Origin of the sequence: Ligilactobacillus ruminis ATCC 27782 (genome assembly GCF_000224985.1) — a bacterium.
Taxonomy (GTDB): domain Bacteria; phylum Bacillota; class Bacilli; order Lactobacillales; family Lactobacillaceae; genus Ligilactobacillus; species Ligilactobacillus ruminis.
Genome location: NC_015975.1, coordinates 1,455,091 through 1,467,220, shown reverse-complemented (window position 1 = coordinate 1,467,220; position 12,130 = coordinate 1,455,091). Strand labels below are relative to the sequence as shown.

At 45.3% G+C, this 12,130-nt stretch carries 11 protein-coding genes; all 11 read left to right on the top strand.

Features of this window, described 5'->3' with window-relative positions:
- Positions 1 to 3: 3 nt before the first annotated feature.
- The 11 genes from fabF (at position 4) to LRC_RS07270 (ending at position 12,035) form a co-directional block, all read left to right on the top strand.
- Positions 4 to 1,236 carry a beta-ketoacyl-ACP synthase II gene (fabF, locus tag LRC_RS07320; protein ID WP_014073820.1) on the top strand — a complete coding sequence of 411 codons (1,233 nt, stop codon included), beginning with the start codon at positions 4 to 6 and terminating at the stop codon, positions 1,234 to 1,236.
- A gap of 2 nt (positions 1,237 to 1,238) precedes the next feature.
- Positions 1,239 to 1,700, top strand: coding sequence for an acetyl-CoA carboxylase biotin carboxyl carrier protein (gene accB, locus LRC_RS07315; RefSeq protein WP_014073819.1), 462 nt, complete (start codon positions 1,239 to 1,241; stop codon positions 1,698 to 1,700).
- A 2-nt stretch (positions 1,701 to 1,702) separates the two neighbouring features.
- Positions 1,703 to 2,131: a 3-hydroxyacyl-ACP dehydratase FabZ gene (fabZ, locus tag LRC_RS07310; RefSeq protein WP_014073818.1), complete on the top strand. Its 429-nt coding sequence runs from the start codon at positions 1,703 to 1,705 to the stop codon at positions 2,129 to 2,131.
- An 18-nt stretch (positions 2,132 to 2,149) separates the two neighbouring features.
- The gene (gene accC / locus LRC_RS07305) at positions 2,150 to 3,529 is read left to right on the top strand and encodes an acetyl-CoA carboxylase biotin carboxylase subunit (RefSeq protein ID WP_014073817.1); all 1,380 of its coding nucleotides are present in this window, start codon (positions 2,150 to 2,152) and stop codon (positions 3,527 to 3,529) included.
- Positions 3,516 to 4,364 (top strand): acetyl-CoA carboxylase, carboxyltransferase subunit beta, encoded by an 849-nt coding sequence (gene accD, locus LRC_RS07300; protein ID WP_014073816.1) that lies wholly within the window; start codon positions 3,516 to 3,518, stop codon positions 4,362 to 4,364. Before accC ends, accD begins: the two co-directional genes overlap by 14 nt.
- Positions 4,365 to 5,147, top strand: coding sequence for an acetyl-CoA carboxylase carboxyltransferase subunit alpha (accA, locus tag LRC_RS07295; protein WP_014073815.1), 783 nt, complete (start codon positions 4,365 to 4,367; stop codon positions 5,145 to 5,147).
- A gap of 18 nt (positions 5,148 to 5,165) precedes the next feature.
- Entirely contained in the window at positions 5,166 to 5,930 is a 765-nt protein-coding gene (gene fabI / locus LRC_RS07290; protein WP_014073814.1) for an enoyl-ACP reductase FabI, read from the top strand.
- Positions 5,931 to 6,463: 533 nt separating this feature from the next.
- Complete coding sequence (zwf, locus tag LRC_RS07285; protein WP_014073813.1) at positions 6,464 to 7,924, top strand: glucose-6-phosphate dehydrogenase; 1,461 nt, start codon at positions 6,464 to 6,466, stop codon at positions 7,922 to 7,924.
- 664 nt (positions 7,925 to 8,588) lie between these two features.
- On the top strand, positions 8,589 to 9,689 hold the full coding sequence (gene dinB / locus LRC_RS07280) for a DNA polymerase IV (protein WP_014073812.1): 1,101 nt from the start codon (positions 8,589 to 8,591) through the stop codon (positions 9,687 to 9,689).
- A 49-nt stretch (positions 9,690 to 9,738) separates the two neighbouring features.
- On the top strand, positions 9,739 to 10,695 hold the full coding sequence (locus tag LRC_RS07275) for a DHH family phosphoesterase (RefSeq protein ID WP_014073811.1): 957 nt from the start codon (positions 9,739 to 9,741) through the stop codon (positions 10,693 to 10,695).
- A complete protein-coding gene (locus LRC_RS07270) occupies positions 10,695 to 12,035 on the top strand; it encodes a DEAD/DEAH box helicase (protein ID WP_014073810.1) in 1,341 nt (446 codons plus the stop codon). Before LRC_RS07275 ends, LRC_RS07270 begins: the two co-directional genes overlap by 1 nt.
- Positions 12,036 to 12,130: the final 95 nt, after the last annotated feature.

Below are 12,130 nucleotides of genomic sequence, written 5' to 3'. Positions count from 1 at the left end.
TCCATGACAAGAGTTGTAGTTACCGGAATGGGAACAGTTAACCCTTTGGGAAACGATGTTGTCGAATTTAAGGAAAATCTGTTTGCGGGAAAGCTCGGGATTGCTCCTATTACGAAATTTGACGCATCCGAAACGGGGATTACGAATGCCGGTGAGGTCAAAAATTTTGATCCAACGTTAAGAGTCGGCAAAAAGGCCGCCAAACGGATGGATCTTTATTCTCAATATGCGGTTGACACCGCGCTTCAAGCAATTGAGGATGCGGGCATAACGGAGGAAAATACCGCATCTGAAGATATGGGGGTTATTTTTGGATCAGGCATCGGGGGACTGACGACGATTCAAGAACAAGTCATCAAGATGCATGAAAAAGGTCCGAAACGAGTTTCGCCGCTTTTTGTTCCGACAGCGATTGCAAACATGGCTGCGGGAAACATTGCGCTTAGAGTCAAGGCAAAGAATATCTGTACGTCAATCGTGACGGCCTGTTCTTCCGGAACGAATTCGATTGGCGAAGCATATCGTCAGATTAAAGAAGGCAGAGCCAAGGTAATGCTGACCGGTGGCGCCGAAGCTTCGGTAAATGAAATCGGAATTGCCGGTTTTGCGGCATTGACGGCACTGTCTGATCAAGTCGATCCGACCAAGGCTTCAATTCCGTTTGACAAGGAACGCTCTGGATTTGTCATGGGCGAAGGCTCGGGCTGTCTTGTTTTGGAAGAATTAGAACACGCAAAAGCACGTGGTGCGAGAATTATTGCCGAAATGGTCGGTTATGGCAGCACTTGCGACGCATATCACATGACAGCGCCCGATCCGACCGGGGAAGGGGCTGCACGCGCGATGAAGCAGGCAATCGATGAAGCCGGAATCAAGCCGGAAGACGTCGGATACGTCAATGCTCACGGGACGGCAACCAAAGCAAATGATGCCGGCGAAGCCAAGGCAATCAACCTGGTCTTTAAGGATTATCAGGTTCCCGTCAGTTCAACCAAATCAATGACGGGGCATCTGCTTGGTGCCGCTGGTGCAGTTGAAGCCTGTGCAACGATTCTTTCCTTGCAAAATGGCAGGTTACCTGTCAATATAGGAATGACGACTCAAGACGAAGAGTGTAAAGTTAACATTGTAACAAAGGATAAAGAATCAGCCCCTGATCTTGAGTATGCGATTAGCAACTCATTAGGCTTTGGCGGGCACAATGCCGTTGTGGCGTTCAGAAAATGGAGTGAATAATTTTGTTGGACTTTAATGATATTCAAAAATTAATGGATGAATTCAACGGTTCTGACATGCGTGAACTGGAAATCACCAGCGAGGGGTTTCACATTCATTTAAGCAAGAATGAAGTTTCTTTCGAAAAACCTGTGATTGCCAAAGAAAGCAGCGAAAAGCCGGCAATCGAAGCTGTTGAGGACGTTTCCGCTTTGGAAAAAAGCGAAGCGTCTGAAAAAGATGACGTAAAAGCAATCAGGGCCCCAATGGTCGGGACGATTTATCTTAAACCAGAACCGGACAAAGATCCGTATGTGACTGAAGGAATGCGCGTTCACAAGGGTGACATCGTCTGCATCATCGAAGCAATGAAAATGATGACCGAAATCAAAAGCGACCTTGATGGAGTTATTTCTGAAGTTCTGGTCGAAAACGAAGATCTTGTCGAATTCGATCAGCCATTATTTAAAGTTACGGAGGGATAGGCATGGTTGTTTTAGATTCAACACAAATTCAAAAAATCATCCCTCATCGATATCCGATGCTTTTGATTGACCGCGTCGATGAGCTTGAACCTGGTAAAAAGGCGGTCGCAACGCGCAACGTGACGATTCATGAAGAAGTGTTCAACGGGCATTTTCCTGACAATCCGGTCATGCCTGGCGTATTGATCGTTGAGGCGCTTGCCCAGACCGGAGCCGTTGCATTGCTTTCGATGCCTGAATTCAAGGGCAAGACGGCTTATTTTGGCGGCATTCGTCAGGCAAGGTTCAGAAAGGTCGTCCGTCCCGGCGATACGCTGAGACTTGAGGTTACGCTAGACAAAATCAGAAACAACATAGGGACGGGCAAGGCTGAAGCAACGATTGACGGCAAAAAGTGCTGCAGCGCGGAGCTGACGTTTATGATCGGATAACAAGAGGTAGGTAAAGCGATGTTTTCAAAAGTTTTAGTAGCCAATCGCGGCGAAATTGCGGTTCGGATCATTCGCTCTTTAAAAGAGCTCGGGATAAAATCGGTGGCAATCTACTCAACCGTTGACCGTGAGAGCCTGCATGTTCAGCTGGCTGATGAGGCCGTTTGCGTCGGCTCGGCCAAACCGCAAGATTCTTATTTGAACATGAAGAATATTTTAGCGGCGGCAATCGGGACCGGGGCTCAGGCAATTCACCCCGGATTTGGTTTTCTTTCTGAAAACAGCCGTTTTGTCGAGATGTGTGAAAGCTGCGGAATTACTTTCATTGGTCCAAAATCAGAGACAATTTCACTGATGGGGAACAAGGCCAATGCCAGAATCCAGATGCAGCAAAGCGGCGTTCCCGTTATTCCGGGGAGCGAAGGCTTTATCGACAACGTTGAAGAAGCCAGAAAAATCGCCGAAAAAGTCGGATACCCGGTTTTGCTGAAAGCAGCGGCCGGTGGCGGCGGCAAGGGAATCAGAAGGGTCAATAATGAAGAAGAGCTTACGAATGCTTATGAAGAGGCACGGCGTGAAGCTTTGAGCGCATTCGGCGATTCCAGGATGTATCTTGAAAAAATCATGGAAAACGTCAAGCATATCGAAGTCCAGGTCTTCAGAGACGAATTCGGTCATTCCGTGTATTTCCCGGAACGCGACTGTTCGATTCAGCGAAACAAACAAAAGATGATTGAAGAAAGTCCATGTTCTCTCGTTACGCCCGAGCAAAGAAAACAGCTTGGCGAGATTGCGGTTCGTGCGGTCGATGCGATCGACTACAGGAATACCGGAACAATCGAGTTTTTGATGGACAAGAATCACAGATTCTATTTTATGGAAATGAATACCAGAATTCAGGTTGAACATACCGTAACCGAGATGGTGACAGGCGTTGATCTTGTCAAGGCACAAGTCAGGGTTGCTTCGGGAGAACCGCTTCCGTTCAGGCAAGAAGACATCAAACTGTTGGGCAGCGCGATCGAATGCCGCATCAACGCTGAAGATCCTGCTAAAAATTTCATGCCGTCGATCGGCAGAATCAACTACTTGTACTTCCCGGTCGGAAACCTGGGGATGAGAATCGATTCCGACCTTTATGCCGGGACAGAAATTTCTCCTTATTATGATTCGATGATTGCCAAGGTGATTGCTCTTGGACATGATCGCCATGAAGCGGTCGAAAAAGTCAAACGCCTGTTGTCGGAAATGATTATTTCAGGCATCACGATCAACCGCGATTTCCATCTGGCAATCTTAGAGGACCCTGAATTTTTGAGCGGAAAGACGACGACCGATTATTTGGAACGCGTCTTTTTGCCAAAATGGAAGCGAAGTGAAAAGAATGCAACTGTTTAATGAATTAAAGACGTTGGGACAAAGACACGTCAAGGCTGATAAAAAGGCAATGGCAAAGGTTCCTGACGGGATGTGGATCGAATGTCCCAAATGCGGACATCCGATCTACCACAAAGATTTTGACTGTTACAAAGAATGTCCGGAATGCAGCTACGGCTTTCGAATGCGGGCCAAAGAACGGCTGTCATGGCTGGTTGATGAATTCGAGGAAACGGATGGCAACCTGCAAACGACAGACCCGTTGGATTTTCCTGATTATGACGAAAAGCTTGCCAAGGGAAAGAAAAATTCGGGGATAAATGAATCTGTTTTGAGCGGAATCGCAAAAATCAACAAGCAAAAATTTGCGCTCGGAATCATGGATCCTTACTTCGTAATGGGGTCGCTCGGGACCGTAGCCGGCGAAAAATTGACGCGTTTGTTTGAAACCGCGACTTCACAAAAACTTCCGGTGGTTGTTTTTACGGCCTCTGGCGGTGCCAGGATGCAAGAAGGAATTTTTTCTTTGATGCAAATGGCAAAAGTTTCCCAAGCAGTTAAAAAACACGGCGATTGCGGCTTGCTGTATGTCAGCGTGCTGACGGATCCGACAACGGGAGGCGTGACGGCGAGCTATGCGATGCAAGGCGATATTATTTTGGCTGAGCCACATGCTTTGGTCGGTTTTGCCGGCAAGCGGGTAATTGAGCAAACGATGCACCAAAAGATTCCCGATGATCTTCAAAGCGCTGAAACGTTGCAAAAAAACGGCTTTGTTGATGCCATCGTCAAACGGCATGATGAAAAACAGCTGCTTGAAAAGATTCTGATGATGCACGAGAGAGCGGGTGAGTAATTGAAATCAAAAAAAGATAAAACGGCCGCTCAGATCGTTGCCTTGTCCAGAGCACCGGAAAAAATCACGACTCCGGAACTGATAAAGGGCTTGTTTGCAGATTTTATCGAATTTCACGGTGATCGCAATTATCAAGATGATCAGGCGATCGTAGCCGGCATCGGAACGTTCAAAAAAAAGCCGGTGACGATAATTGCGACCGATAAAGGCGTTTCTCCCAAGGAACGCATTGCTAAAAATTTCGGCTGCCCGTCTCCTGGTGGCTACAAAAAGGCGCTGCGTTTGGCAAAACAGGCAGAAAAATTTAATCGACCGGTGATTGCATTTGTCAATACGTCTGGTGCATATCCGGGCAGGAGCGCAGAGGAACACGGGCAAGGTGAAGCGATTGCACGCAATCTGCTGGAATTTTCAACCTTGAAAGTACCGTTTGTCACGGTTATCTTTGGCGAAGGCGGAAGCGGCGGAGCATTGGCCCTTGCTTGCGGAGACGAGGTCTGGATGCTTGAAAACAGCATGTATTCCGTTTTGTCTCCTGAAGGTTTTGCCTCGATTCTTTGGAAAGACAGTAGGAGAAGCGATGAAGCCTGTGAAATCATGCAGCTTACGCCCGCATCTTTGCTTAAAAATGACGTGATTGAAGGAATCATTCCTGAACACCGTAGCCATCGTCAAACCATTGCCGAAATTGCAAAAGTATTAGATGAAAGACTGCAAAAACTTGAAAAATTAACGCCGGAACAGCTGCTCAGCAAGAGGCATTCGCGTTTCCGGAAATTTTAGAGAAAGAGATGAGTTAAAGTGGGAAATTTGTTGGAAGGCAAAAAAATTCTCGTGATGGGCGTTGCAAATCGTCGTTCGATTGCATGGGGCTGTGCTTCAGTCATGCAGGAACAAGGCGCTCAATTAATTTACACGTACCAAAACGAACGTTTGAAAAAGAGTCTGCTCAAACTTGTTGGCGATGAAGAACGCTTGGTTGAATGCGACGTTTCAAGCGATGAAAGCATTCAGGCGGCTTTTTCAATCGTCAAGGAACGTTTCGGCACGATCGACGGCATTGTTCATGCGATTGCATTTGCCCCTAAACAGGAGCTTGAAGGCAACATTTTGAATTCCACTCGTGCTGGTTTTGCTCAAGCATTGGACGTTTCAAGCTATTCCTTTTTGGCCGTTGCAAAGTTTGCGGTTGAAAAAGAACTTCTTAATGAAAATGCAAGCCTTGCGACTTTGACGTACATGGGTTCGACTCGTGCCATTCCAAGCTACAATACGATGGGAATCGCAAAAGCTGCTCTTGAGGCTGAAATGCGTTATATGGCACGCGATCTCGGTGCGCAAGGAATCAGGGTCAATGCGATTTCGGCGGGAGCCGTTAAGACTTTGGCCGTTACGGGCATCAAAGACCATTCAAAACTGCTCGATATGTCGCAAAATCGCGCAGTTGACTGCGTTTCAGTGACAACGTCGCAAATAGGCGGGATGTGCGCATTTTTGATGAGCGATCTTTCGACAGGCGTCGTCGGAGACGTATTATACGTGGATAAGGGCGTTCATTTGATTTGATTATGTCTAGCCGGAAATCCCGTGACTTTAGTCATGGGATGGATAGACATAATGTGTTCTAATAATTATAGACAGCGAACAGCTTGGCAATTGCATCATGTACGAGCTGGCTGTCTATGACTGTATCGTCTCTATGGCAACCTGGGGACATAAAAGACATTGGTAATTAGACGACCGCTGCTTGATTACGGCTTCGACTGGTCAGACAAGTTGTTTGTATCTATGTAATTTGTGGTCTGAAATCCGTTAGGGTTCATAGCTCACAAGCCGCTGACTTTAAGTCGGTGGTGGTTGATAAAATGATTCAGATAATCAGAATTGCATGCGGAGCCGAGTTTTTCTTGGCTCTTTTTTGAACATCGAAAGGCAAAATCCTTGTTAAAATCTGTTCAGATTAGTAAAATATAGATTGTGGTACCTTGAGATAAAACAAAAAGGCAGATTGAAGGACTCAAGTCAAAATTTTGAAAGAAGGGAGCGCGGGATACCGTGGTTCACCACGCCTCGTATTGGGGCATCTCGCCCAGATATCAATGAATAATACTGAACAACAGGCACTGTTTATCATTTTTGGCGGAACGGGGGATTTGGCACAAAGGAAATTGTACCCGTCGCTTTTTAATTTGTATAAGCGCGGCTATTTGAAAAACCACTTTGCCGTTATCGGAACGGCCCGCCGCCCTTGGACGGATGAACATTATCATGAAGTAATCAAAGAATCAATCGCAGATTTGTCAGATGATGAAGAAAAGGCCAATGATTTTGCAAGTCATTTCTATTATCAATCGCATAACGTAAATGATACGAATCATTATGTCACGCTTCGAGATCTGGCAGACAAGCTTGATGAAAAATACGGCTTATGTGGAAATCGCCTGTATTATCTGGCAATGTCGCCGCGCTTTTTCGGGACGATCTGCGAGCACTTGAAAACGCAGGAAATCATTACGAAGAACGGTTATAATCGAGTTGTTGTCGAAAAACCGTTTGGTCATGATTATGAAAGCGCCAAGGCTTTGGACGATGAAATTGGTTCCGTTTTTCCTGAACGGGACGTTTTTCGAATCGATCACTATCTCGGCAAGGAAATGGTGCAAAATATTTTGGCGGTTCGCTTCGGAAACAGCATGTTCAATGCGATGTGGAACAATCGTTATATCAGCAATATTCAGATTACTTTGAGCGAAGCACTCGGCGTTGAGGAACGTGCCGGGTATTATGAAACATCCGGTGCGTTGCGCGATATGGTTCAAAATCATATTTTGCAGATTGTGACGCTTTTGACGATGAATGCGCCTGTTTCTTATTCTGCAGAAGATATTTCAAGAGAAAAGATCAATGCGTTAAAATCCTTGAAGGTTTACAATGCTGATGAGGTCAAAAAAAATTTTGTCAGGGGACAATACGGCAGTGACGCTGGATTGAAAGCATACCGAGATGAAGATCAGGTTGCGTCTGATTCGATGACGGAAACGTTTGTTGCCGGCAAGCTTGCAGTTGAGAACATGGATTTTGCCGGTGTGCCGATTTATATCAGAACAGGCAAGCGCATGAAAGAAAAGGCAACCAGAATCGATGTCGTCTTCAAGCAGATGCCGGTGGTAGTTTTCAAAGACAGCTGTCTTAAAAGCGATGTTTTGACGATCAACGTCGATCCCGAACCAGGAATTTCGATTCAGCTGAATACCAAAAAGGTCGGACAAAACTTTGATACTGAATCGATTGACATCGGATACAGTCTCAGCGATGAGCAAAAAGCGGAGATGCCTGAAGCCTATGAACGTTTGATTTTGAATGCCCTTCGCGGCGAAACGATGAATTTTGCTCGTTGGGACGAACTTTCATATTCATGGAAGTTTCTTGATTCGATCAGAAAAGCTTGGGACGATGAAGATCTTTCGGTTGACGCTTTTCCGAATTACGCATGCAAGACGATGGGACCGAAAGCTTCCGACGAATTGCTTGAAAAAGACGGAAATCATTGGGAATTTTAACAGTTCTTTCAGTCAGCTAAAAATAGTTTACAAGAGACATCGGATTTGTGGCCGGTGATGCTTGGAAAAACTCTTCCTTAAAAGCCCGGATGATTTGCAGCCAATTGCAAATCTCATCCGGGCTTTCGCATATGCATGACAATCGTCTGCCATGGTGGAAATAAGAAAGAGTCTGTTTTCATTTTCGTGTATCAAAACGTTCTGTATGCAATCGAAGGAAGTTTGAGGGGGAGCTGCATTTTACGGGCAGATCTCAAAAATCAGACTTTTGCCCATGACTATGATTTAGCGCAGCCTCGAAAGTAGATAAAAACTGGGATAAATGCCTCATTTTTGTCTATCTGCTATCCTAAACTGTTCAGGCTTTTACGGACAAATTTCAAGAATCGCCGTTTGGCCCGTAACTGATGGCTTGGCATATTGATTGAGCAGGAAATGCTCAGCACTGTATTTGACAAAAAAAGTTTGTTTTCATGTATCAAAATTGAAAAAATGCTAGACAAAGCAAGTTGCAAATCGATCGTCTTCGTTCGGTATTTCGTTTAATTCCGGCGGGGAGAAGGACGTTTCCCCAGGCTAGACTCGGTTTAAGGATCCGGCACATATGTTTGCTTTTTTGAGCGGAATTAATGTATAATTAAAATAACGGACAGGGGGGATTTTCATGGCTCGCAAAATCATTCATGTCGATATGGATTGTTTTTATGCCTCGATTGAAGTAAGAGACAATCAAAAATTGGCAGGCAAGCCGGTGGTGATTGCAAGAGACCCTAGACATTCAGGCGGCAAAGGGGTCGTTTCAACGGCTAATTATGTTGCAAGATCTTTTGGAGTTCATTCTGCCATGAATGCGAACGAGGCATTGAATCTTTGCCCGGATGCCGTTTTCGTGCCGCCGGACTTTAAGAAATATCGCCAGGTTTCAAAAGAGATTCATGAAATTTTCCATGAATATACTGATAAGGTTGAGCCAATTGCATTTGATGAAGCGTATCTTGACGTGACGGAGTGCAAGCTTGGCTTTAAATCGGCAACGATAATCGCGCACCGGATCCAGCAAGAAATTTTTGAAAAGACAGGCCTGACCTGTTCGACCGGAATATCTTATAATAAATTTTTGGCCAAGCTTGCTTCCGATTATGCCAAGCCGGTCGGGATGACGCTTGTCAGAGAAGATGAGGCACTGGATTTTTTATTGCCGTTAAAAATTGAAAAATTCAGAGGCGTCGGCAGAAAAACCGTGATCAAAATGCATGAGCTGGGAGTTTATAACGGTTATGACCTTTACGGGCTTTCGGAACTGGATCTGATTCACTATTTCGGTAAAATGGGACATTTTTTCTATGAGCAGGTCAGAGGAATTGACGACAGAGAGGTTGAATGGCAAAGAGAACGCAAATCTTTTGGAGTTGAACGGACTTTTAACATGCCGCTTGTTTCAAATGAAGAAATAGATGAGCAGCTCAAATGGACGGCGCAAAAATTGGCAGATGATCTGACACGGGCGCAAAAACATGGCAAAACATTGGTAGTCAAGGTTCGAAACTCTGAATTTGAAACAAAAACCAAGCGGCTGACTTTGGCTGATTACTTTCAAAACGATGCGACGATGATTGCGTATTACGGGCGCCAATTGCTTGACGAACTTTATTCTGAAGGCGAGTCAATTCGTTTGATGGGACTTTCGATGACGTCAATCGATTCAATCGAGTATGAAAACATCGCTTTGGATTTGTTTGGCCGAAACGACGTGCATAATGACTAAAAGACATGTTATACTGAATAGTTGGCAACAGAATGCGAGGAACGTAATCATGACAATCGAAGAAAAAATTATCAATAAAATTAAAGAATTCGACAAAATAATCATTCATCGGCATCAAAATGCAGATCCTGATGCCTTGGGATCTCAAGGTGGATTGGCTGAAGTCATCAAAGCGGCTTTTCCCCAAAAATCGGTCAAAGTCGTTGGTGAAGACGTCAAAGGACTAAAGTGGATCCTGACTGAAGACGAAGTTTCGGACGAGGAGTACGCGGATGCGCTGGTAATCGTGACAGATACCGCAAATACTCCGCGGATTGACGATGAAAGATATGATAAAGGAACATGCCTGATCAAGATTGATCATCATCCAAATGATGATGCATACGGAGATATTCTTTTGGTCAGACCCGAGGCATCCAGCTGCTCCGAAATCATCGTTGATCTAGTCAATGCTTCTGACGGCGAACTCAGCTTGACGAAAGAAGCCGCAAGGAGACTTTATGCGGGCATTATCGGCGATACGGGCAGGTTCATGTATGATTGTACTACGCCGCACACGATGCGGGTTACGGCTCAATTGCTGGAACAAGGAATCGATGCTGCGCTGGTGAACCGTAAAATGGATGAAATCAACGAAGCTGAAGCAAAACTTTCAGCTTATGTCTACCAAAACCTTCAAATCACGAAACATCACGCCGCATACGTCATCATTAAAAATGCGGTTTTATCAGAATTGGGTGCAGAGGACAGCGGAACTGCGCACGTTGTTTCGCTTCCTGGGAGAATTGAAGGAATTGCCTGCTGGACGATTTTTGTCGAGCAGGAAGACGGAACGTATCGATTGCGAATTCGTTCCAAAAAACCCGTAATCAATGAACTGGCCAAAGAATACGGCGGCGGAGGCCATCCGTTGGCAAGCGGGGCCAGGTTGGAAGATGCAAGCGGAATTTTGGAATTTGTTGAAAAGCTTGATGACGTGGCCGCAAAATACACGGAGGAAAAATAATGACACAAACATTTGCGCAATTTGGGTTTAAGCCGTTTATCAATGCGGCTTTGAAGGAAATCGGCTTTAAAGAACCGACAGAAGTTCAGGCACGCCTGATTCCGATGATTTTAAAAAGGCGAAGCGTTGTCGGACAGTCTCAAACGGGAAGCGGCAAGACGCACACTTTTCTGTTGCCGATTTTTCAAACGATTGATCCGGAACTGACGGAAGTTCAAGCAGTCATTACGACTCCTAGCCGTGAATTGGCATATCAAATTTATGATGCTGCCAAGCAAATTGCAAAACACAGCGAAAAAGAAATACTGGTTCACAACTATGTTGGCGGAACGGATAAACAGCGCCAGATCGAAAAACTTGAACACAGGCAGCCGCAAATCGTCATCGGAACTCCTGGACGCGTGCTTGATTTGATGAAATCACAAGCACTTGACGTTCATAATGCCTCCGTTTTGGTGGTTGACGAGGCTGACATGACGCTTGATCTTGGCTTTTTGAAGGAAACGGACGCAATAGCTTCTGCGATGCCAAAAGAGTTGCAGATGATGGTCTTTTCAGCAACGATTCCTGATAAGCTCAAGCCGTTTTTGAGAAAGTACATGACGGATCCGATAGTTGAAGTCGTTGAGAATAAAAACGTCATCAGTCCGACAATTGACAATTGGCTGATTTCAACCAAGGGGCGCGACAGAAATCAGTTGATCTATCAGCTTTTGACGATGGGTCAGCCTTATTTGGCGCTGGTCTTTGCGAATACCAAGGAACGCGTGGATGACTTGACGAGATATTTGCGTTCGCAAGGATTGCGAGTTGCAAAGATTCATGGCGGAATTCCGCCAAGAGAACGCAAAAGAACCATGCGCGAAATTCAAAATATGGAATATCAATTCGTAGTGGCAACGGATTTGGCGGCTCGCGGAATCGACATTGAAGGAGTTTCTCAAGTCATCAATGACGATATTCCGGAAGATCTTGAATTCTTTATCCATCGCGTCGGCCGAACGGGGCGCAACGGCATGGAAGGAACGGCGATTACGCTGTATGCTCCAAGTGAAGACAAGATGATTGCCGAATTGGAAAACCTTGGCATTTCTTTTGAAGAAAAGAAACTTTCAAACGGAGAACTCGTCGCTTCTTATGATCGCAATCGTCGTTTCAAGCGCAGAACAAGGAGTAATAAGCTTGATCCGAAAATTGTCGGAATGGTTAAAAAAGAAAAGAAGAAACGCAAGCCTGGCTATAAAAACAAGATTAAACGCGCAATCAAGCGTGATGAGCAGCAAAAACGCAAACTTGCGCGCAGACAAGAAATGCGCAATGCCAGAAGGGGAAACAGGTAGTTTTAAACGTTACTTGACATTTTGGCGAATATTTTCTATACTTTGAAAAGTAATCGGGATATGTCTGAATGCATTTCACGTCTAAGAGAGGACTT

Bases quoted from the DNA above. Each gene is read 5' to 3' on its own strand.
- fabZ (WP_014073818.1), top strand. From the start codon at position 1,703: ATGGTTGTTTTAGATTCAACACAAATTCAAAAAATCATCCCTCATCGA.
- LRC_RS07270 (WP_014073810.1), top strand. From the start codon at position 10,695: ATGACACAAACATTTGCGCAATTTGGGTTTAAGCCGTTTATCAATGCG.
- LRC_RS07275 (WP_014073811.1), top strand. From the start codon at position 9,739: ATGACAATCGAAGAAAAAATTATCAATAAAATTAAAGAATTCGACAAA.
- accC (WP_014073817.1), top strand. From the start codon at position 2,150: ATGTTTTCAAAAGTTTTAGTAGCCAATCGCGGCGAAATTGCGGTTCGG.
- dinB (WP_014073812.1), top strand. From the start codon at position 8,589: ATGGCTCGCAAAATCATTCATGTCGATATGGATTGTTTTTATGCCTCG.
- accD (WP_014073816.1), top strand. From the start codon at position 3,516: ATGCAACTGTTTAATGAATTAAAGACGTTGGGACAAAGACACGTCAAG.
- fabF (WP_014073820.1), top strand. From the start codon at position 4: ATGACAAGAGTTGTAGTTACCGGAATGGGAACAGTTAACCCTTTGGGA.
- zwf (WP_014073813.1), top strand. From the start codon at position 6,464: ATGAATAATACTGAACAACAGGCACTGTTTATCATTTTTGGCGGAACG.